Here is a 21528-nt window from a genome sequence, read left to right as displayed (position 1 = left end):
CGTGCTGCGCCGGCCTGTTCCCGTCATCCTGACGAAAGTCAGGATCCAGGGTTACGGACGCTGAGCTGTTTGGCTCTGGATCCTGACTTTCGTCAGGATGACGGGAGGGGGTGAGCGGTGGTGGTGAGCTTGGGAGCGGGCCGTGGTCTTTGTGCCCGGTGAGGGGTTCGCAGGGCGTGCTGCGCTGGCCTGCACTCGTCATCCTGACGAAAGTCAGGATCCAGGGCCCCGAACGCCGCGCCGCTTGGCGCCGGGGCGTGGCTTTGGTCGGGACGACGGCGCGCGGGACGTTCAAGCGCCGCGCTCAGATCACCTTCATCTCTGCCTGATAGTGATGCCACGCGAAGATCGCCGCCGCGCCGCGGTGCGGGCGCCAGGCCTCGGCGAGTTCGCGGGTCAGTTTTTCGCTGGGGCGCGTGTCGTGACCGAGGATCCGGCCGACCTCGATCTGGATGGCGAGATCGCCCGCGGGCCAGATGTCGGTGCGTCCTTCGGCGAACAACAGGTAGATCTCGGCGGACCACCGGCCGATGCCCTTGACGCGGACCAGCGCCGCGATCGCCTCCTCGTCGTCCTCGGGCAGGTTGGCGAGGTCGAGCCGGCCGCTCGTGACCTCGTCGGCGAGGCTGCGCGCATAGCCGAGCTTCTGCCGCGACAGGCCGGCGCTTCGCAGCGTCTCGTCGCTGGCGGCCGCGATCCGCGTGGGGTCGTCGGCGCCCCCGACCACGGTGTCGAGCTTGGTCCAGACCGCCTGCGCCGAGGCGACGCTGACCTGTTGTCCGACGATCGTCCGCAACAAGGTGGCAAAGCCGCGTTCGCTGATGCGCGGGGCAGGGTGGCCCTTGTTGGCGACCGCGACGGCGAACGCGGGCTCGATCGCGCACAAGGCCGCCATCGCGTGCTCGAGCTGGTCGGCGTTCAGCCCCATGATGCTTGATCGCGTTGCGCACTGTCGGCATGGGATTGCGAGGATTTTTCGGAGACTGACATGCCCAAGCTTATCGTCGTTACGCGCGAGGGGGAAGAACGTGAGATCATGGGCGATGCGGGGCTTTCGGTGATGGAGGTCATCCGCGACGCCGGGATCGACGAGATCCTCGCCTTGTGCGGCGGCTGCTGCTCGTGCGCCACCTGCCACGTCCATGTCGACCCGGACTTTGCGGCCAAACTCAAGCCGATGAGCGAGGACGAGAACGACCTGCTCGACTCGACCAGCGACCGCGACGAATTCTCGCGGCTGTCGTGCCAGATCGACATGACCGACGCGCTGGACGGGCTGAAGGTGCGGATCGCCGCCGAGGATTGATCCGGGCGGTTGGGACGCGCGGTGGGGGCGGGGGTTTCTGGCCTCACGCCCCTCACCCTTCCCACCGCTGCGCGGCGGGCCGCTTCCCTCTCCCCCGTGGGGGAGAGGGAGAGAGTCAGCGCGTCGTCACCGCGTAGAGCGCGATCGCGGCGGCGTTCGAGACGTTGAGGCTCTCGACCTTTTCCGAGATGGGGAGCTTGGCGAGTTCGTCGCAATGCTCCTCGGTGTTCTTGCGCATGCCTTCGCCCTCGGCGCCGAGCACGATCGCGATGCGCTGCGTCCCCATCGCCTCGGACAGCGTCTGCGTCGCATGGCCGGTGAGGCCGATCCGCCAGAACCCGGCTTCGGCGATCTCCTCGAGCGCGCGGGCGAGGTTCACGACGCGGATCCACGGCACCGTCTCGAGCGCGCCCGACGCGGCGCGCGCGATCGTGCCCGATTCGGGTGGGGCGTTGCGGTCGGGGGTGACGATGCCGAGCGCGTCGAACGCCGCCGCCGAGCGCATGATCGCGCCGACATTGTGCGGATCGGTCACGCCGTCGAGGATGACGAGCGGACGATTGTCGTCCCGGCCATGCTCGAGCAGGTCGGCGAGCCACATGTCCTCGAGCGGCTCGACCTCGATCACCACGCCCTGATGCGGCGCATCGCCGGGGACGAGCCGCGCGAGGTCGGCGGCCTCGGCAAAGGTCACGGGGACGTTGGCGGGCAGGTCGAAGCCTGCCAGCGCCTCACGCGTGCCGAGGATCTTGCGGACCGTGCGTTCGGGGTTGGCGAGCGCCGCGCCCACCGCGTGCTTGCCCCAGAAGCGCGGACGTCCCGCGGGGGCCTTGCTCGGCCGATGGCCCTTGCGTGCTGCCATCAGAGCGCTCCTGTCATGCTATCAGTCATCGTCATCGCTATATCCATAAGGGTCGGTCACCACCGGTTTGGTCGGCAGTGGCGTGCGTGGCAGCGCCTTGTCCGCATTCGCCGCGCTGAGCAACACCGATGCGAGCACGATCGACCCCTGGCGCATGTCGTCCGCCTTCAGATGGTCGAAGGTGTCGGCGGACGTGTGGTGGATCCGGCTGTCATAGTCGAGCGGATCCTGGATGAACTGGAAGCCCGGTACGCCGACCTGCTGCATGAAGACGTGATCGGTCCCGCCGGTGGGGCGGACGACGACGGTCGACGCGCCCATCGATGCGAACGGACTGAGCCAGTCGCGGAAGATCGGCACCACCGCGGGATTGGTCTCCGCATACAGCCCGCGCAACTTGCCCGAGCCGTTGTCGATGTTGAAATAGGCCGCGAGGTCCGCATAGCCCGGCAGCGGCGTGATCGGCCATTTCTGCGAGAAGCCGTAATAGCTCTGCATTCCCGTCTGCGGCGGATCGTTCGGGCCGCCCCGCGTCGCGAGATGCTGCGTCACATAGGCCATGGAGCCGAGAATGCCCTGTTCCTCGCCCGCCCAGAGCGCGAACCGGATCGTGCGCTTCGGCCGGACGCCCGTCGCCGCCAGGATCCGCGCGGCTTCCATGATCATCGCCGAGCCCGCCGCGTTGTCGGCGGCGCCATCGGCGGCGACCCAGCTGTCGAGATGCGCGCCCGCCATCACATAACCCGCCTTCGGGTCGGTCCCGGGGATCTCGGCGATGACGTTATAGGCCTGCGGGTCGCTGTCGTCGAAGCGGACGTCGCTGACGATCTCGAGCGTCGGGGCAGGGCCCGACTTGGCGAGACGCGCAAGCCGACGGTAATCTTCCGCGGCGATCTGCACGCCCGGCAGCGCGGGCGTGTCGCCGACACCGAACAGATAGCCCTCGCCGCTGACCAGCTTGCCGTCGCGATAGGCCATCGTCGCGGTCGCCACCGCGCCTTCGCTCTTCAGGAACGCATCGAGCTTCTTCGCGAAATCGAGACGTTTCAGCCGGCGGTCGGCGGCCTCCGGATCGTAGCGGGGCTGCTGGAAGCGGTCGAGCTTGCCGAGGTCTTCGCCGCTCAGCCGCTTGAAGGCGGGCTCGCCCGGCTCGTCGCCGGTGCCGGGCAGCGTGAGCAGGACGATCTTGCCGCCGAGCTTGCCGCGCCATTTGGCGAAATCGCGTTCGCGCGTCATCGGCGCGACGATGACCGGCGCGGTCAGCGCGGCGCCCGTCGTCCCGGGCGTCCACGCGACCGGGATCGCCGTCAGCTGGACGACGCGCGGCGTGATCATGCGGACGCTCGACCGCTCGATCGACCAGCCGCGGCCGAACGCAAACCCTTCCTTGTGGACGTTCTTGAGGCCCCAGTCGGTGAACTGACGCTGCGTCCATGCCTCCGCGGTGCGCATCGCGGGCGAATTGGTCAGCCGCGGGCCGATCACGTCGGTCAGATGCTGGACGGTCACCATGACCTGGCTGTGATTCGTGCCCTCGTCGATGATCCGGTTGACCGGCACCATGTCCTTGCCCGGCGCCGCGTCCTTCGCCGCGGCGAGGCCGGGCAGCACGATCGACAGAGACGTGGCCGTGACGGTGGCAGCGGCAAGCCGGAATAGGTGCGATCGACGCATGAATGTCCCCCTGATGCGTTTTTTTGTCGTGGAAAGGCTATGCGGGCGCGGAAGTTGGCGCAACCCGCGTTGACAGCGCCGACAAGCTTCGCCATTGAGCCGCCTCGCTTGAAACAAGAGCGGCCTATCTGGACAGGTGGCCGAGTGGTTAAAGGCAGCAGACTGTAAATCTGCCCGGGTTTCCCGTACGCTGGTTCGAATCCAGCCCTGTCCACCAAGGCTTTGCGGCCAGACGCCGCAAGCCGCAATTGCCCAGCTCGAAATTGAACGGCGCCGGCGCTACCGCATCGTCGGGCTCGCGCACGCGCGCTATGCCTGCCGGGGAGGGCCAGCCTGGGCAGGCGGGGTCAGTCCCGGCAGCGGTCGATAGGGGAGGCGTGCGGGGAGGGTGCGAAGCGCCGATCCCGCGCGGTTGCGCAGTGCCAGCGCCGCGCCGGTGAGCAGCCCGAAATCGAGCCCCGGGTCGGGCGACGAGGCGGCGATGCCGAGCGGGATGACGCATAGGATGGCGGCCCAGGCGGCGGCGACGCCGACCGACGAATCCTCGTCGGCAACGGGCGTGTAGGTCGACGAGGCGAGCGGGCGGAGCACGCGGTAGAGATGCGTCAGGAACAGGCTCAGCCCGATCACGCCCGACGATCCGAGGATCGCGGTGAACAGCCCCGACGAGCGCAGGCTGCCCGGCCCGACGCCCAGCCCTCCCGATACCTGGAACGCCTCGACGCTCTTGCGCGCCCAGAAGGCGCGTTGCAGCCCCGATGTCGACGTCGATTTGCCGACCGTCATATGTTCGAGCATGTCGCCGAACCCTTCGGCGAAATGCGGCACCGCGACCATCGCGCCGATCGAGCCGATCAGCCCCGCCAGCCCGGCGGCGGCGAGCACGCCCATCTTCGACGACGAGATCAGCGCCGGCGACAGGATCAGCCGTATGACGAGGACGACCGAGAAGGCCGTCAGGCCGATATAGGCCGACGACGAGGTGCTGATCAGCAACACCACGAACATCGTCAGCGCGAGCGGGCCCGTCCGGCGGGGCTGGACGTCGCGCAGCCAGCATTCGAAGATGAAGCAGAACCATGTGAAGGTGTAGGCGGCATAGGCCGATGCTTCGGGAAACAGCCCGGTGACCCGGACATAGCCTTTGAATTCATGGTTGAGCTGCGCATAGGCGCCGTTGCGAAACAGTTCGAACACCGGGCGCAGGAACGTCGGTGCGTCGCTCGGCCCCGCCAGCACGCTCAATATGCCGATGCCGAGATTGATCCAGCCGATGACGATCGCCCCTTTGACAAGGAGCCGTGCGTTTCCCGGGCGGGAGAACAGCACATGCGCGACCATCGCGGCGACCATCGTGCCGATCAGATAGATCGACGTGGTTATGTTCTGCATCGAGGGGGCGAGCTGTACCGTGTCGTAGAGCCCGCGCAGCTTGATCCCGCGCAGGCTCGGAAGGTCGGCTGCATGATAGAAGATCCGCGGCGCCAGCGCGGCCATGACCACGCCGTAGAACGTGAACGCGACCAGCGGCCAGTTATGCAGCAATGCCGGTATGTTATCGCGCTGAAATGCCGGCGGTGACATCAGCAGCCGTATCGTGGTGAGTGCCAGGACGAAGTGAACCGGCGTGATCGACGACGACGAGAGATACATGGCCGCCGAGCCGTTCATCGGGCCGCACAGCAGCATGAGGATGAACATTGCTTCGAGGCCGCCGCCAAGGATGATCGGAATGCTCACCAGAATGATGAACATGCCGATGAAGGTCAGTTCCATGCGCCTAGTATTTCCCACAGAGGAATGAGCGTGACTTAATTCCAGACCTATCCTGAACAGATGTCGATGTAGACGGCGGAACGTGAGAATAGGCAAGCCGTAGTGCCGGGTAAGTTCGTGTTTTTTGTACATTCGAGCCAGCGAAACAGGGGCATTGGCGTCGCCGCCACGCGCGCCGCGAGCGCGGTAATGCGCCGTCTGGCTGGGATTTCCGGCAGCGCGCGCGGTGAACGATCGCGCGTTTCAGCGGTGCGGCCGCCGCGCGCAGCATCGCGCGCGCCATCAAACAGGTGTGCAGGTCGCGGTTTATGCCTAACATGGCGGCATGCCGACGCGTCGCATCGATCACCTCACCGAAGCGCAGAAAACCTGCCTCCGACTCGTTCTCAAGCATCATAGCTCCAAAGAGATTGCGGTGATCCTCGGGGTCTCGCCGTCGGCGATCGACAAGCGGATCGAGCGGGCGATCCAGATCCTGCGCGTCGGATCGCGATTCGAGGCCGCGCGCGCCTTGCAGCGGCACGAGGAGAGCGCGGGCATCGCGGCTGCACCCCCGCCGATTGCATCCGCTTTGGACGGGGATCCGCGCGACGGCGATGAGCCCGCGGCGTCGCGCGAGGCGACCGGATCGACTGCTCCCACACCTGGCATCGAGCTTTCGGTACAAGACGTGCCGATCCAGCCGCGTCCGACGTACGAACGGCTGCCATCCGAGCCATTCGACCTTCCCCGAACCGACGCAAATCGATCAGGAATGGATCAGATCGAGCCATGGGGGCTCGTTCGCCGCTTCATGGGAACGATGCCCATGAGCGGTCCGGGAGGAACGGCGCGTAACCGTCTGTCCAAGGGGGACAGGCTGATCCGCCTGATCGGGATCATGGCGTTGCTGGCGGTCACCACGGTGGCGCTGCTCACCATGACGACGACGGTGACCAGCCTGTTCCGTCAGTTCCGCGGTGATGCCGGGTCTCGCAAACTGGTCGAGCGATCGGCCTTTTGGGGTGGGGAAGCAGGAATGTTGAAGCAACGCCGGCAGGCGACCGATACCGTCACACGGGACTTCTTGCGCGCAGAGGCGGCCGTCGACGAGGCCGCGCTGCTGGCCAGCACGTGCGTGGCGACGCTGCTGCAGCAACGCGTCGCCGCCAATCTTCCGGTCGCGACGGGGAGCGCCGCGCTGCAGCTCGTGTCCGACGCGGCGTCGGATATCATCAAGGCCCGCCAGCGCTTCGTCGACGCGCATCGGGCGCTGGTCGGGGTTCGCACCGAGATCGGATTGGCCGCCTATTACGGCTATGGTGACGAGGGAGAATGTCCGCCGAACGACGGGGCACTCCGCTCCGGTGTCGAGGCGTTCCCGCCCGTACGCATCGTCGCCGCGGCCTGATGCTCGCGGTGATCCCGCAAGCGGCGGTGGTCGGTTGAACCGATAGGTGGAACGCGTCTGGATCTTCAACGCCCTCCAGGTGGCGGTCACGGTCTATGCGGTCTGGCGCGGTGGCGCGCCGGAACGGCTGGTCGGCGTCGCGCTGCTCGTGGCGGCGATGGCGACGCGCATGTTTCACCTCATGGGTGCGACGATGTTCGTCGATGTCGAGATCGGCATCATGACCGTCGACCTCGTGCTGCTGGGCGTGATGATCGCGATCACGCTCACCGCCGATCGGTTCTGGCCGGCCTGGGTCACCGCGCTCCACGCGTTGGGGACGGGAGCCCATCTCGCCAAGGCCATCAATCCAGACGTGATCCGGCTGGCCTATGCCGTGATGTCGGTCGTCTGGAGCTATCCCATTTTGATTTTGCTCATCGTCGGCACGCTTCGTCATTCCAGGCGGATCCGGTCGCAAGGCCGGGATCTGGACTGGAGTCGCCAGGACCCGACGATGCGCTGACAAGGCAGTCGAGACATACGATGTCCTATGCAATTCCCTTCGTCCGGCCGGTGAACGGCCTTCGCCCGGTTCCCGTGGCCAGACCGTCCGACACACCCGAAGGCGTCGTCGCGGTGGCCACGCGGCTGTACGCGCTGCGGCGGCAGCGCGATCAGACGCTGGGCGTGTCGCTGTTTTCCGAGCCCGCCTGGGATATCCTGCTCGACCTGTTCATCTCGCATCATGCGGGGCGGCAGCTGAGCGTATCCGCGGTGTGCATCGGTGCCTGCGCGCCACCCGCGACGGCGCTCCGCTATCTCGCGATCCTGCAGGAGGCGGGTCTGGTGATCCGCACGCGCGACGAAAGCGATGGGCGACGCTCGCATATCCACCTGTCCGCGACGGGGCGTCAGCGCATGACCGAATTGCTGATGGACCTGCCGTCGCGCTGACGATCGCGGCGCACGACAGCGGGTCGCGCGCGCGGCCAAGATCGCGCCGATGCGGTCAGGATTAGCAGGGCTTTTCATGCCTTTCCGGGGCCGCCATCTTGTCGGCGGACGCCCGGGGTGCCATGTAGGGGCTGGAAACGGTGCGCGCTGAACCGCGCATGATAGCCCAATAAACGAAGCAGACTCTGGTGAGGACTTCGAGCAGCGCGAGCGCTCGGGTGATCGCCATGTGCGTCTTCCGGCATCCGTTGCACACCCAAACGACAGGCCGGTTTCCGGGTTTCCTGCCAGGTTTTTGCCCATCGGCGAAACCGGCGTGGCCGGGCGGCAACGAAGAGGTTTTTCTGTGCGACTTGGATCGAACGACGACGGCAATTCCCCGCAGCCGGGTAACGATACTTCCAGCGACGCGGCCAATCCCGCCGGGGGCGTGACGCGCCGCAATTTGCTCGGCTCGGCGATCGTCGCGGGTACGGCGTCGGTGCTGCCCGCGGTGCAGGCCGAGGCCGCCACCGCGACGCGCAACGTCGACGTGCTGCTGATCGGGGGCGGGATCATGAGCGCCACGCTCGCGGTGCTGCTGCGCGAACTCGAGCCGAGCTGGACGATCGAACTCGTCGAACGGCTCGACAAGGTGGCAGAGGAGAGCTCGGGCGGCTGGAACAACGCGGGCACCGGGCATTCCGCGCTGTGCGAGCTCAACTACACGCCGGTCAACGCCGCCGACGGCAAGGTCGAGATCGCCAAGGCGGTCGAGATCAACGAACAGTTCCAGGTCACGCGCCAGTTCCTGAGCCACCAGGTCGAGGCCGGGATGCTTGGCAACCCGCGGTCGTTCATCAACTCGACGCCGCACATGAACCTGGTGTGGGGCGATGCGAACGTCGCGTTCCTGCGCAAGCGCTGGGAAGCGCTCGGCGCCAGCCCGCTGTTCTCGGGGATGGAATTCTCGACCGATCGTGCCGAGATCGCGCGCTGGGTGCCGCTGATGATGCAGGGGCGCGACCCGTCGGTGAAGCTCGCGGCGACGCGATCGCCGCTGGGGACCGATTGCGACTGGGGCGCGGTCACCCGCCAATATATCGCCGCGCTCGACAAGCAGGATAAATTCACGCTGACGACGGGGCATGAGGTCCGCTCGCTCGAGCGCAATCCCAAGGGCGGCTGGCAGGTCACCGCGCGCAGCATGAAGAGCGACGACAAGCAGATCATCAACGCGCGCTTCGTCTTCGGCGGCGCGGGCGGTGGTGCGCTGCCAATCCTGCAGAAGTCGGGGATCCCCGAAGCGGACGATTATGCGGGCTTCCCGGTCGGCGGATCGTTCCTCGTCGCGGACAATCCCGCGATCGCGCATCGGCATCTCGCCAAGGTGTACGGCAAGGCCGCGGTCGGGTCGCCGCCGATGTCGGTGCCGCACCTCGACACGCGCTATCTCGATGGCAAGCAGGCGCTGCTGTTCGGGCCGTTCGCGACCTTCTCGACCAAGTTCCTCAAGCAGGGATCCTATTTCGACCTTCCCGCATCGGTGACGATCGACAATTTCCGCCCGATGGTCGCGGTCGGCTGGGACGATTTCGCGCTCGTCGAATATCTGGCGGGGCAGCTGATCATGTCGGATTCGGACCGGATGGACGCGCTGCGCGAATATTTCCCCGGTGCCAAGGATGGCGACTGGCGGCTGTGGCAGGCGGGCCAGCGCGTGCAGATCATCAAGCGCGACCCCGAAAAGGGCGGCGTCCTCAAGCTCGGCACCGAGATCGTCGCGTCGAAGGACGGCTCGATCGCGGCGTTGCTGGGGGCATCGCCGGGGGCATCGACCGCGCCGTCGATCATGCTCGACCTGTTGAAGAAGGTGTTCCCGAACCGGCTGTCGAGCGCGGGCTGGCAGGCCAAGATCCGGGAGATCGTGCCAAGCTACGGCATCAAGCTGAACGAGCATCCCGAACTGCTCGCGGACCATTGGGACCGCACCGCGGCGACGTTGCAGCTCGCGGTCAAATCACCCGCGGTCCACATTGCGACGACGCCCCGCCCCGCCGCGGCACGCGTCAAGGTCGACCGCAGCCCCGACCTCGCGCTCTGACCGGCCGGCACGCCCTCCAAAAGGGGGCGTGCTGGGACATGCGGGTGGAAGCCGCTGATGTGCGGAGCGACCATGGTCGGCGCCACGCACATCGCGGCGAGCGCCATGCCGCCGGCGGATATGCGGTATCGCGATCGTCGTGATCAAAGGTAAAGCGCTGGAGCGGGTAACGGGAATTGTTCGTTAACGGACGGTCGAGAATGCCCAATAGCGGGCGTCGACATCAGAGCCGAACTTCAAGCAGACCCTCGCGGTCGCAAACCCAAGATGAGGCGAATTCCAGCACTTCGTCGAGCGGTTCGCCGGGGTGGGCCGCTGTGACCAAAAACCGCCCCTCGTTGCTTCCGTCGCCGATCACCAGCCAATCAATCTCAATTTCCACTTTCTCCGCATCGTCACCCGCGATGGATATGAGACGAACACCGTCCCGGAGACAGCGCTCGACGAATTCCGCCAAGGCTGCGTGGTCTGCTATAGGTGAATGGAGGATTATTCGAGGCGGGAGCGACATACGCTCATCGTAGAGCACGAATGTCCGTTTGCCGCCAATTGCGGACGCTCCGGAGCCGATCGCGTCGAATGACCGCTTACGCCCACTTGCAGTCATTCAATCGTTACGAGACAGTGGTGCATGCGATGGACCGACCTCCCTACTGCCCTAGTAATTTCGTTATGGGGCTACCTATTGTACGCGGGTATCGGCGGTTTGTGCGATATTAAAGCGCAGCATGTTCCCGGCTATCCAACTTCCGGTCAAATAGTCTTATATGCTGGCGTGCCGGTGCTGGCGCTCCTTTTGTTAATGGGAGCAGCCGTCCTTTCCCGTAAGGCACGCTGGTTTTATGATCTCTATCCATTTACAATGGGTTTAGTTGCGTTCCCGATTTTTCCTGTTTTAATGTTTTGGGGTGGTGGCGTCTAAGCGGCAGAGGGTGTGGACGGCAGCTTTCCACCAAAAGCGGACATCAGTCCGATGACTTGCTTTTATAGGAGGGATGGCGTTGGAGCGGGTAACGGGAATCGAACCCGTGTATTCAGCTTGGAAGGCTGCTGTACTACCATTGTACTATACCCGCACGACGTTGAAAAACCGGCGTTCTTCAGTCGAGGCCCATGTGCGGTCCGATCGGTGCACCGGTGGAATTCCGATGGCCAACCGCGATGGGCAATCGGCTCTTATGCAAAGCATCGCTGCGGTGCAAGTCGGGCCGGGCGGGATGTTTCATGGCTTGCTTACCAAAATCGGGTAACCCGGCGGCATGTCCGACGTTTCCCTGCCCGTCCAAGCCCCCATGCCGGCGTCGCGGCACCGTGGGGCGGATCCGCGTCCGGCGTCTGCGGTAAGCCATGGCGCGGGGCTGGCCGGGCTCGTCGGGGTCCTCGTCTGGGTCGGATGCGCGCGGACGTGGGGAATGGACGGGCCCTATGCGGCGCTGGTCGACCTTGTGGCGTGCGGCGTGCCGATGGTGCTGTGGTCGCTGATCGTCGACAAGGTGCACCGGCGTCCCAGTACGGGGATCGACTGGTCGCTGGCGCGGCCGTGGCGCGAGACGATCGACCTCAGCCTGACCAAGCTCGCCGCATTCTGGGCGACCTGGGGCGCGATCGCGGTGATCTACGGGACCGGCCGGTTCTACTGGGAAGGCAATTTTGCGTTCGCGATGTGGTGCTTCACCAATGTCGTGCCGATCCTCCTCGTCGCCTCTGTCCCCTATGTGATCTGGCTCGACCGGTATCTCGTCGAGCCGAGGGACGGCGCCTGGTCGCTTGGCGCGTGGCTGACGGGGCAGGCGGGCGTCGACCATGGAGCGATCCACAATCATCTGCGCAGCTGGGGCGTGAAGGCGTTCTTCCTCGCGTTCATGCTCGCGATCGTGCCCGGGGGTTCGGCGAGTTCATCCGCGGCGACGTGCCGGTGCTGATGCGCGATCCGGTCGCGCTCGCCAAATGGCTGATCACCTTCATGTTCCTGATCGACGTCGCGTTCGCGACGGTCGGCTATGTCCTGACGCTGCGTCCGCTCGATTCGCACATCCGCAGCGCCAATCCGTTCGCGGCCGCGTGGATGGCGGCGCTGATGTGCTATCCGCCGATCATCCTGATGAGCGACGGCGGGCCGCTGGACTATCATCCGGGCACGCGCGAATGGGATGTCTGGTTTCAGTACCACCCGGTGCTGCTCGCGCTGGTCGGTGCCGCGCTGGTGGCGCTGACCGCGATCTATGCCTGGGCGACGATGGCGTTCGGACTGCGCTTTTCCAACCTTACCAACCGCGGGATCCTGACGCACGGACCCTATGCCTGGTCGCGGCATCCGGCGTATCTGTCGAAGAACCTGTTCTGGTGGCTGTCGACAATGCCCGTGCTGACGATGGGAACGCCCGTCGACGCGATGCGCGCAACGCTGATCCTGGCGGCAGTCAGCGGCGTCTATTACTGGCGCGCGCGGACCGAGGAGCGTCATCTGGGGCTCGATCCCGACTATCAGGCGTACAGCGCCTGGATGACGCGCAACGGACCCGTGCCGCGGGTCTTCGCGTGGGTGTCGGGGACGCGCCGGGCAGACGGGGACGCGGCCGCCGCGGGACGGGATGGCGGCGAGCTGTAAGCCTTCGTGACACCCCTATCGGGCGATCAGCGTCCGGTAGAGGTCGGCATAGGCGCCGATGATCGTTGCGTGATCATAATCGCGGCGGACGCGCTCGCGCATCGTCTCGCCCATCGTGCGACGCAGCTCGGGGCTTCCCGCGATCGCGACGATTCCGGCCGCCGTCGCCGCGGGATTGACCAGCGGCGTGACGATCCCGCCATGCCCGCTGTCGACGCCGCCGCGACCCTCGATCATCTCGCGGCAGCTGCCCACGTCGGGCGCGACGACGGGGATGCCACATGCCCCCCTTCGAGGATCACGAGCGGCTGTGCTTCCGACAGGCTGGTGAGCACGAGCAGGTCGATCTTCGCCATCCAGTCCTCGATCCGCACGCGTCCGGCAAAGCTGAACACCGGCGTGAGATCGAGATCGCGCACCAGTCGCGCGCACTCGGCGGCATATTCGGGATCCTCGTCCTCGGGACCGAGCACGACGAAGCGCAGCTCGGGGCGTTCGGCATGCGCGATCGCGGCGGCGCGGATGAACGTCTTCACGTCCTTGATCGGCACGACGCGGCCGAGCAGGGCAACGAGCGGATGCGCGGGATCGCGCTGGTCGGGTAGCGCCGCGAACCGCCCCGAATCGATCCCGTTCGGAATCACGCGGACGCGGTCGGCGGCAGCACCCAGGCGACGCTGGACCGCGGTGTTCTCGCCGTAGAGTGCGACGATCGGATCGCAGCTGTCATAGCAGGCGCTCGCATAGCTGGTGAACGCGCGCACCCACAGGTCGCGCAGATCGCGGACGCTGCGGTCGAGTTCGAGCCCCGTGTCGACCTGATCGCCGATCCAGTCGGCCATCATCACCTCGATCTGGCGTTCGAGAAGATAGATGCCGTGCTCGGTGATGAAGGCGGGGCGTCCGGTCTGACGCGCGGCGCGCGCGGCGAGCAGGCCCGCGAACCCGGTCGATATCGTGTGATAGGCGCGCGCGGACGGCAGCGGTGCGGTGAGCACGGACAGCAGCCCGCCGAGCAGCACGCGCATCGCCCAGAAATAATGATGGAAGGACGCCTTGGGCAGCGTCGCCTGATAATGGCGCCGCAACCGCGCGAACACTGCGGGATGCGACAGGATGTCGCCCGGTGCGAGCGTCCGCGGCGTGGCGCCGAGGAGGTCGATCAGGATCGTCAGGCGCGGCGCACCGCCCGCCGCGACGAACGCGATGAGCGCGTCCGCGATCGGGACCGCGATCCGGTCCGGGATCGTCCGCGGGATCGCGGCGGCGGGCGCCAGACCGATCTCGACGACACCGACGACGTTGGGCGGCGGCGTCAACCGGAACGGCAACGGTGCGCCGTCGGGTTTGATCGCCGCGATCACGAACCGCACATCGGGGGTGTGCGTGATCAGGTCCTGCAACCAGCCGGACACGCCGCCGATCACATAGGGATAGGCGCCCTCGACGATCAGGCAGACGTCCGCCTCCGCGGCGTCTGCCGGCGCGGCGCCGGTCGGCTCGGCGAACGCCGTCAGGGGAATCACGCGGTTGCCCCCGCGCGCCACCACTGCGCGAGCCTGGCCATGTCGCGGGTCGTTGCGTCCGCCGGCTGCGTCTCGATCGCGGCGACCATCGTGTCGATCGCCGCATAGTCGCCGTTCGCCCAGAATGTTTCGAGCAGCATCGTCTGCCGGTCGCGCGCGTCCGCGGTCCCGCCGCCATCCGCCGTGCCGGCAGCGATCGTCGCGACCGCATCCTCGCGCAGGTGGATGCGCTGCAGATCGGACAACAAGACGTCTGCGCGGGCGTGATCCGCGAGCAGCCTGGCCAGCGTCTGCGCGGCGTCGGGGTCGGTCCCGTCGGGCCCTTCCGCCGCCAGCGCGATACGCGCGGACAGCCTTTCGCGCGCGGATGCCAGGTTCTCGACGACGCGCGCCGATGCGGCGGCGGCGAGCGCGCGGATCGTCTGGTCGCGATCGGTCAGGGCGAGCGCGATCAGCGGCGACAGCGCGGGTTCGAACGACCGCACCACGGTTTCGAGCGCACGGCGGCGCGCCGCGACATTGCCGTGCCGCATGATCGTGACGAGCGAGCCGAGCGTCTCGGGTGTCGCATGCCGGATCCGGCCGTCGAGCAGGCGCGCGACCGCGAGCCGTGCGCCGCGCCGCGCCATCCGCGGCGAGACGCGCCCGAAGAGGTCGTCGCTCGCGCGGGGAACACCGGCACGCGAAAGCCGCCCGAGCGGCAGCGCGGCGAGGAGTCCGATCGGCCCAAGCACGCCGAGCATCGCCGACGCGAACCCGCCGGCCGCACCGCGACGCAGCCAGACGGCGAGCGCGAGCATCGACAGCGCGCTGTGGACCGCCATCACCCAGCCGACCCCCATGCTCAAGACGAGATGCGCCGGCAGCAACAGTACGTCACCCACCGCGAGCGGCAGCAGGACGGCGATCACGCGACCAGTCCGGCGGGCCGTACCGTCGGGTGCGTCGCGCGCGCGCTGTCCGCGAGCAACGGCGTGAGCCACGACGCGATCTCGCAGAGTTCGGCGGTGCGGCTGGCGTTGAGCGCGTCGAAGGGCAGGCTGTGCAGCACCAGGCATCCGACGAGATCGCCGCCCGCGCGGTCGAGCAGCGCGACCGCGGCGACGCCGACGTCCTCCAGCATCGCCCGGTCCTGCGTGTCGGCGACGTGCAGGATCGCTCGCGGCCGTCCGATGCAGGCGACGAGCCCGGCGGGAAGGACGTCGCGGTGGCGTACGGTCATCGCGCCGTGCAGCCACGCGCGGGCCTCGCCGCCGGCGACGCGGTAACAGGTGAAATCGGCGGTCCGCGCGGCGAGCGTGATCAGTTCGCCGATCGCGCCGCGCCGCGCGGCGGGATCGATCGACGACACGCGCGTCGCGGTATCGATCGCATGCCCGATCGTATGCGCTTCGGTGGCGATCTGCACCTGAAGCCGGCGGTTGGTGTGGGACAGCGCCGCAAAGGCCTCGGTCAGCCGGGCGAGGTTGCGCGCGGCGACCTGACCGCGCTTTTGCAGACGTGCATGGCGCGTGGTCCGCACGATCGTGACCTCGCCGATCGCGACTGCGGCGGAGAACCACATCAGCGGTTGCAGCGACAGATGGAAGAGATGGTCGAGATAGTCGCGCTCGCCCGCATTCTCGTGTGCGTAGAGCAGCCACAACCCGGAGGCGATCGCCGCGGCGAGGACGCCGGGCCCCGTGCCGTACGCCAGCGCCATCGCGAGCACGGGAAGCCAGTATGGATTGGGCTGGACCTGCGCGAACCCGGTGCCCCCGGTCAGCCACCGGTCGATCGCCACGAGCATCGCGACCGCGAGCAGCAGTTCCAGCGCGATCCGCGCCGTGCGCCGCCAGCCGCTTCGCCAGGATCGTTGTCGCGGCTGCTGCGTCACTGCGTATCCCCCAGGCTGCGCGTCACCTGCGCGCGCGCGAAAAGCTGACGGCCCGAAAAACCGGGTCGCGTGATCGAGGTGATCCCGGCGCCCCCCTCGACGCGCCAGGCGATCGCGATCGGCGCGGCCAGCCCGATGCTCGCGGTCGGGCCGTCGCCGCCGAACCGGTCGACCGTCCAGCCCGCGAGCGCGGTGAGCTGCACCGCTCCCAGCGCGCCGCTGACCAGGCCCTGCAGCGTATGGTTCTCGCGGCTGGCGAGCGGGATGATCGCGGTGCCGTTCGCGCCGAGCATCATGCGCCGGACATATTCCGCCTCGAACCGGTAGGTCAGGCCGAGCGCGGGAAACTGGCGGCGGATCAGGTAGTCCGCGCCCGCATTGGCCACCAGCGTATCGCTCGCGCCATCGCCGCCCGCGATCCCGTAGCGGTTGGCGCCGATGTCCACCTGCGCGACGAGGCCCGGGGTCAGCCGATAGGTGACGCCCAGTAACGCGCGTGACAGATAGCCGCCGCCAAGCACCTGCGCGGGCGTCGAATAATCGGGCATGTGCCGCGTCACGCTGCCCCGGACCTGCGCGTCGGCCGACCCTGCGACGAATTTCGCACCGCCGCCGGTGACCGCATCGTCGAGCGCCGCGGACGCGATCAGCTGCACGCGGACCGCTCCGTCGAACGCTGCGGCCAGCGCGGCGTCGACGACCGTGGCGCCACTGCGCACGTCGCGTCCGATCGTCGCGACGCGGCTCTCGATGTGCCGGACGCCGCCGCCGACGGCAAAGCGGTCGTCGATCGCAGCGTCGATCCGCGCGGCATATTCGGCCTGCGACAGGTCGCTGCCGTCGCGCGCGCTGACGCCGATACTCGCCGTACCCGGCGCGGCGGCGATCGCACGCCGCGCGGCGGGATCGTCGGCGGCCAGCGCGCGATACCCGCGACCGGCGGTTCGCACATCGCCATCCGCGAGGCGAATGTCGGCGAGCAGCCGTGCCACGCGGCGATCGCGCGGATAGCGTTCCGCGAGCCGGTTCGCCGCCCGCAGCGCCCTGCCCGGATAGCCCGCGGCTATCGCCGCTTCGACCGCCGCGATGTCCGTCTCGGGTGCGTCGCCGGCGCCCTGGTCCGCGCCGGTCTCGTCGGGTGTTGTGGGGACGAAGGCAAAGGCGAGTTCGGATCCCGTCCGTCGCCATGACATGATCCAGCCCGGTGCAGGCCGGAGCACCAGGCTCGTGTCGTTCCACCGCAGGTCGCCGACCGCCTCGCCAGCGGCATCGCGGAATGCCGCGATCGGCTCGGGCGCGATCGGTCGGTCGAAGCGGATCACGACTTCGTCGCCGGCGTCCTGGATATCGAGCGTCGCATCGCCGGGCCAGCCGAGCCTGGCATCGGGCGCCAGCACGCGTGCGTCGGCGAACACCGTGCGCGGGACGGTCAGCGCAGGCGCATCCGCCATGCCCAGCAACAGCGCGATCATTGCGCGAGGAGCGCGCGTGCGCGGCCCGGCTGACCCCGGGCGATCAGCAGCCGTGCGTGCAGCGCAGCGAGCGCCGGGTCGTCGGGCGTATCGGCGCGCAGCGTTTCGACGAGCGCCACCGCCTCGGCACGGCGACCCAGCGTATTGAGCAGTTCGGCGCGCGCGCGGCTCTCGTCGGGTGTCTGCGCCAGCGCGCGCTCGAGCCATGGACGCGCCGCGCGGTCGCCGCCGATCCGCGACTGGACATCGGCCATCAGTCGCAGCGTCGGCAGGTCCGTCGGGGTGCTCGCCAGCTGGCCATCGAGCCATTTCGCGGCAGCCTTTGCATCGCCGGCGTTCCACGCCGTCCAAGCCAGGTCGAGCTGGTCGCGTGGCCCGGCGACACCCGCCGCGATTCGTCGCCGCGCGATCTCCGCCGCCTGCGCCGGACCGATCCGCGCGGGCGCTGTGGCCGACAGCGTCGCCAATTGTCCCGGGTCGAGCGGGCGTCCGTCGAGCAACGCCGCCAGCGCGGCGCGTCCCTCGTTGTCGTCGTGCGCGGCGCGGGCGAGCGACAACCGCATCAGCATGACATCGGTCTGTGCCGCGAGCGGATGTCGCGACACGAAGGCAAGCGCGTCGCCTGGCCGGTCGCGCTCGACATAGGATGACAGCCAGCCGCGCTGCTGTTGTGTGTCGCCCTGCATCGCCTGCTGCCGCAGCCATGCGACATCGTCCGCACCGGGCCGCGGTCCCATCAGATAGAGCAACCGGCGTGACACGGCGGCGGTCGACGATTGTCCGGACGCGGCACGGCGCAAGAGTGCGATCGCGTCGTCGCGATAGCCCGCCGCGAGCAGCCGTTCCGCGCTCGTATCGGGGCGGGCGCCCGGGATCGCGGCGTGCGCGACGAGTTCGGCGCGCAGCCCCTCGCGATCGCCCGACTCGGTCAGGATCGCCTCGCGCGCCGCGGCGCGCTGGTCGACCGGGAGACCGTTTGCCGCACGCAGGCCGGCGGCGACGTCCCGGTCACGCGCGGCGAGGCGGATCGCGAGCCAGGGGTCCGCCGCGCGCCAGTCTGCCCGCGTGGCCCGGTCGAGCAATGCGATCAGATCGCCGCGACCGGCGGCGTCGGCGCGGCGCGCGAGATCGAGCGCGAGACGCGTATCGGGGGGCGGAATGACGCCATTCGCGCTGGCCAGGACGACGAGATCGGGCCGATCGATGGCATAGGCCGCGGCGACCAGATCGGCGGGCGGCACCGCGCCGCGCGTCCGCGCTGCCGCTGCGACCAGCGCGGCTGCGGCGGGTTTCCGACCCGTCCGGTTCAGCAGGTCCACGCGCAATCGCCACGTTGCGACGGCGCTGCCATCGGGGCGCGCGGCGAGATAGGCGAGCGCAACCGCGGGCCGCCCCGCCGCGACCAGATCATAGGCGATCTGCGCCGTGGTGACCGGAACGCCGTCGGCAATCAGCTGCGCCGTCAGCGCGGCGAGCCGGGCGGCGGTCGCGGTCCTGATCTCCGCGGCGATGACCGGGTGCGGCGGTACCGATGCCGGCGCCGGCGCGGGTGTTGCGGACGGCAGGGTGCTGCTGACACCGGACAGCGGCTGCGCGCGGCGTTCGGCGGGCAGGATCTCGCGCTGGCTGGGGAGCAGCATGAGCCCCACCGCGAGAAGACCGAGGCCGGCCACCGCGGGCAGGATCAGCGCGAGCTTGCCGTTCTGGCGGTCGACCCTCATCGGGTCGGCTCCGGCCACAGACGGTCGAGCGCGAGCGTCGCGACATAGGGGCGAAAGCCGGCCCTGCGTTCGCGTGCATAAAGCGATCTGACATGATCGACGTCGGCTTGGTCCCAATAGTCGAGCGTCATGACGCCGAGCGCGGGATTGCGCGCCCTGGCGGCGCGCAAACGCGCGGCCTGCCATTCCCAGTCGTCATCGCTGAGCATTTCATAGCGTTTGGCAGCGAAGTTCCAGCGCGACGCCATCGCTTCGCCCAGGACATAGTCGAGCTTGGACGCGACGTCGGGCAGCACCGCATAGCCGCGGTTGAGCATGATCCGGATCTTGGGAAACCGCGTGCGTACCGCGCCGATCAATGCGGCCCCCGCGGCGATCATGCCCTTGTTCGCGACCGGATCCTGCCGTTCCATCGCTTCGGCGTTATCCATCGTATCGATGAAGATTCCGTCATAGCCGAGCGCGAGGATCGCCGGCACGAGCTGGTCGATGACTGCCGCCCGCCATGCGGGATGTCGCAGGTCGACCAGTCGCGCATCGGGCCAGTTCGGGTTCGCGCGACCCAGCGCACCGGCCTTTTCAAGACCGGGAAAATAGGGTCGCGACCGTTCGATCTCGCCGAAGCTGACATAGCCGAGCAGGCTGCTGCCGGGCCCGCGGAGCGGTGCGATCGGACGCGGGTGATGCGGCTCGAGCACGAGCAACCGGCACGCGCGCGCGAGTGCCGGGTCCGTCGCCGCGCCATAGTCTATCGCCCACCGCGCATCGTCGTCGTCCGAGCGCCGTGCCGGTCCGGCGGCGGCATCGAGCGGTGCGCGCAGTCCGAACGTCAGGCCCAACGCGCCGAGCGCCAGCATCCGTCGCCGCGCCAGATCGGTGAGGCGCGTCACAGGAAGCGCCCGCCATGCCCGACGACCGAGGGGTTGTTGCCGACGAACAGCAGATAGGTAAGGTTGACCGTGGCCTCGGCAACGAGCGCGAGACCGACCGACGCCCCCACCACCGCGCCCGCCATATAGCCCCATCCGAACGCCGCGAAGCCGGTGTCCCATTGCAGGATCGTCGCGATCGCGCTGCCGATCGCGAACGCCAACCAGGTCAGCACGATGCGGCCGAACAGATCATAATAGGCGAGCACGACCGTCGTCGCGATGACGACGAGGTGGAACACGGTGCCGAGCGACGTCTGGCGGAACGCGAAGATCGCGCGCGCATCCGCGCCGATCGCCTCGAACAACGGCACCGCGAAGACCCAGGCGAATGCCGCGACCAGCGCCTGCGCCAGCACCAGGATGCGCAGCCCGTCGAGCATGGCGCGCGCGACGTCGCCACGCGCCTCCTCGATCCGCTGCAGCGTGGACGTCCCGGTGCACCGGACGATCATGCCCTCAAACGCCCGGTCGAACCGGGTCTCGGTGACGATCAGCAGCAAGGTCAGCCCGGGCACCATCGTCAGCAGACCGAGGAAACTCCCCTGATCATTGATGGGGTTGAGACGGAGCAGGCCGATCGTCGGGATGCTCGCGGGGCCGAACCACAATTGCCATTTGTCGATCCAGATCGCGACCACGCCGAGGACCCCGGCCGCCGCGACGATCTGCGCGAGCCGCGGTGCCATCGCGGTCCGGTCGGGCAGGATCGGCGCTGCGGAAAAATGGCGGCGGACGACGTACATGACCGCGGCGAGCGTCGTGGCGATGCCGGCGGCGATGACCGCGAGCACCATGATCACGCCGGGCCCCGGCAGCACAGCGAGGAGGAGCGCGGCGAGCGCGATGCCCGCGAGATAGGCGAGGGGGATCGCGCGATAGCGGCGCAGCGCGGTCAGCAGCGGCGCGGCAATCCAGATCTGCGTAAGCCAGGCGAGGATCAGCGTGGCGAGCACGGCCTGCGCGAGCGGCAATCGGCCCAGCAGGCCGAACGTGACCGTGCCGATCGCGAGCGCGAAGCCGCCGCCCGCCGCCAGCGCCACGAGCATGATCCCCGATACGCCGCCTGCGTCGCGCGCGAAGATGCGATCCGCCACCAGCCGCGTCGCCAGGATACCCACCGGCGCCGCGGCAAGCGCCGACAGGCTGAAGCTGTAGACCAGGATCGTCTGAACCGTCCGTGCCGCGTCGCTGCCGAGATGCGCCGCCGACCAGCGGTTGAGCATCGCCATCGCGATCGCCGTGATCAGCCAGGGGCCGGCGCTGATGACCGCGCCGAACGCGGCCGCACCGACGATCCCGCCAACCCCGCCTTCACGCGCGGTCCTCGCCAACTGGAAGCCTATGCCTGCCATACCATCGCCGGCTA

Annotated in this window: 18 protein-coding genes, 2 tRNA genes and 2 pseudogenes; 8 read left to right on the top strand and 14 right to left on the bottom strand. The window is 68.2% G+C overall.

All coding sequences use genetic code 11. The features are described from left to right. Positions 1-304 precede the first annotated feature (304 nt). Positions 305-928 (bottom strand): DNA-3-methyladenine glycosylase family protein, encoded by a 624-nt coding sequence (locus QP165_RS08515; protein ID WP_333995160.1) that lies wholly within the window; start codon positions 926-928, stop codon positions 305-307. A gap of 60 nt (positions 929-988) precedes the next feature. Between QP165_RS08515 and QP165_RS08510 the strand changes: the two genes are divergently transcribed. Then, the gene (locus QP165_RS08510; protein ID WP_056017257.1) at positions 989-1306 is read left to right on the top strand and encodes a 2Fe-2S iron-sulfur cluster-binding protein; all 318 of its coding nucleotides are present in this window, start codon (positions 989-991) and stop codon (positions 1304-1306) included. A gap of 115 nt (positions 1307-1421) precedes the next feature. Here the strand turns inward: QP165_RS08510 and rlmB are convergent, their stop codons facing one another. Together rlmB and QP165_RS08500 are read right to left on the bottom strand one after the other, a co-directional pair. Further along, entirely contained in the window at positions 1422-2168 is a 747-nt protein-coding gene (rlmB, locus tag QP165_RS08505; protein WP_056017254.1) for a 23S rRNA (guanosine(2251)-2'-O)-methyltransferase RlmB, read from the bottom strand. A 21-nt stretch (positions 2169-2189) separates the two neighbouring features. Beyond that, positions 2190-3842, bottom strand: a complete 1653-nt coding sequence (locus tag QP165_RS08500) for a M20/M25/M40 family metallo-hydrolase (protein WP_333995157.1) — start codon at positions 3840-3842, stop codon at positions 2190-2192. Between the two features lie 130 nt (positions 3843-3972). Between QP165_RS08500 and QP165_RS08495 the strand changes: the two genes are divergently transcribed. Continuing rightward, positions 3973-4059: transfer RNA gene (locus QP165_RS08495), tRNA-Tyr, on the top strand. Positions 4060-4151: 92 nt separating this feature from the next. Here QP165_RS08495 and QP165_RS08490 read toward each other — a convergent pair. Continuing rightward, entirely contained in the window at positions 4152-5618 is a 1467-nt protein-coding gene (locus QP165_RS08490; protein WP_333995154.1) for a hypothetical protein, read from the bottom strand. 325 nt (positions 5619-5943) lie between these two features. On the opposite strand from QP165_RS08490, the pseudogene QP165_RS19990 reads away from it, so the two are divergent. The 4 genes and pseudogenes from QP165_RS19990 to mqo all read left to right on the top strand — a co-directional run. Then, a pseudogene (locus QP165_RS19990) lies at positions 5944-6114 on the top strand (sigma factor-like helix-turn-helix DNA-binding protein); the annotation flags it as partial. A 940-nt stretch (positions 6115-7054) separates the two neighbouring features. Then, positions 7055-7513, top strand: a complete 459-nt coding sequence (locus tag QP165_RS08480) for a hypothetical protein (protein ID WP_333995148.1) — start codon at positions 7055-7057, stop codon at positions 7511-7513. 20 nt (positions 7514-7533) lie between these two features. Continuing rightward, positions 7534-7944 carry a MarR family transcriptional regulator gene (locus QP165_RS08475; protein ID WP_333995147.1) on the top strand — a complete coding sequence of 137 codons (411 nt, stop codon included), beginning with the start codon at positions 7534-7536 and terminating at the stop codon, positions 7942-7944. A 346-nt stretch (positions 7945-8290) separates the two neighbouring features. Continuing rightward, positions 8291-10027, top strand: a complete 1737-nt coding sequence (gene mqo, locus QP165_RS08470; protein ID WP_333995145.1) for a malate dehydrogenase (quinone) — start codon at positions 8291-8293, stop codon at positions 10025-10027. Between the two features lie 223 nt (positions 10028-10250). Here the strand turns inward: mqo and QP165_RS08465 are convergent, their stop codons facing one another. Then, a complete protein-coding gene (locus QP165_RS08465; RefSeq protein ID WP_333995144.1) occupies positions 10251-10484 on the bottom strand; it encodes a hypothetical protein in 234 nt (77 codons plus the stop codon). A gap of 228 nt (positions 10485-10712) precedes the next feature. Between QP165_RS08465 and QP165_RS08460 the strand changes: the two genes are divergently transcribed. Then, complete coding sequence (locus QP165_RS08460) at positions 10713-10949, top strand: hypothetical protein (RefSeq protein WP_333995142.1); 237 nt, start codon at positions 10713-10715, stop codon at positions 10947-10949. An 80-nt stretch (positions 10950-11029) separates the two neighbouring features. Here QP165_RS08460 and QP165_RS08455 read toward each other — a convergent pair. Further along, positions 11030-11103, bottom strand: a tRNA-Gly gene (locus tag QP165_RS08455). Between the two features lie 216 nt (positions 11104-11319). On the opposite strand from QP165_RS08455, the pseudogene QP165_RS08450 reads away from it, so the two are divergent. Next, positions 11320-12635 (top strand): annotated as a pseudogene (locus QP165_RS08450) (methyltransferase family protein). A gap of 15 nt (positions 12636-12650) precedes the next feature. On the opposite strand, the gene QP165_RS08445 reads toward QP165_RS08450, so the two are convergent. The 8 genes from QP165_RS08445 to pelG are packed head-to-tail and all read right to left on the bottom strand — an operon-like array spanning position 12651 to position 21514. Continuing rightward, positions 12651-12872 (bottom strand): hypothetical protein, encoded by a 222-nt coding sequence (locus QP165_RS08445; protein ID WP_333995140.1) that lies wholly within the window; start codon positions 12870-12872, stop codon positions 12651-12653. Next, a complete protein-coding gene (gene pelF / locus QP165_RS08440) occupies positions 12869-14161 on the bottom strand; it encodes a GT4 family glycosyltransferase PelF (protein WP_333995139.1) in 1293 nt (430 codons plus the stop codon). The genes QP165_RS08445 and pelF overlap by 4 nt, the downstream gene beginning before the upstream one ends. Continuing rightward, entirely contained in the window at positions 14158-15072 is a 915-nt protein-coding gene (locus QP165_RS08435; RefSeq protein WP_333995137.1) for a hypothetical protein, read from the bottom strand. Before QP165_RS08435 ends, pelF begins: the two co-directional genes overlap by 4 nt. Continuing rightward, the gene (locus tag QP165_RS08430) at positions 15069-16037 is read right to left on the bottom strand and encodes a hypothetical protein (RefSeq protein WP_333995135.1); all 969 of its coding nucleotides are present in this window, start codon (positions 16035-16037) and stop codon (positions 15069-15071) included. The genes QP165_RS08435 and QP165_RS08430 overlap by 4 nt, the downstream gene beginning before the upstream one ends. Further along, positions 16034-17509, bottom strand: a complete 1476-nt coding sequence (locus QP165_RS08425) for a hypothetical protein (RefSeq protein WP_333995133.1) — start codon at positions 17507-17509, stop codon at positions 16034-16036. Before QP165_RS08425 ends, QP165_RS08430 begins: the two co-directional genes overlap by 4 nt. Next, entirely contained in the window at positions 17506-19230 is a 1725-nt protein-coding gene (locus tag QP165_RS08420) for a tetratricopeptide repeat protein (protein WP_333995130.1), read from the bottom strand. The genes QP165_RS08425 and QP165_RS08420 overlap by 4 nt, the downstream gene beginning before the upstream one ends. Further along, on the bottom strand, positions 19227-20120 hold the full coding sequence (locus tag QP165_RS08415) for an endo alpha-1,4 polygalactosaminidase (protein ID WP_333995127.1): 894 nt from the start codon (positions 20118-20120) through the stop codon (positions 19227-19229). The genes QP165_RS08420 and QP165_RS08415 overlap by 4 nt, the downstream gene beginning before the upstream one ends. Further along, positions 20117-21514 carry an exopolysaccharide Pel transporter PelG gene (pelG, locus tag QP165_RS08410; RefSeq protein ID WP_333995126.1) on the bottom strand — a complete coding sequence of 466 codons (1398 nt, stop codon included), beginning with the start codon at positions 21512-21514 and terminating at the stop codon, positions 20117-20119. Before pelG ends, QP165_RS08415 begins: the two co-directional genes overlap by 4 nt. Positions 21515-21528 lie beyond the last annotated feature (14 nt).

The organism is Sphingomonas sp. 22R3R2A-7 (assembly GCF_036856055.1).
In the GTDB taxonomy this organism is placed as follows: domain Bacteria; phylum Pseudomonadota; class Alphaproteobacteria; order Sphingomonadales; family Sphingomonadaceae; genus Sphingomonas.
The sequence above is the reverse complement of the archived record's forward strand: the minus strand, read 5'-3'. Positions and strand labels throughout refer to the sequence as shown.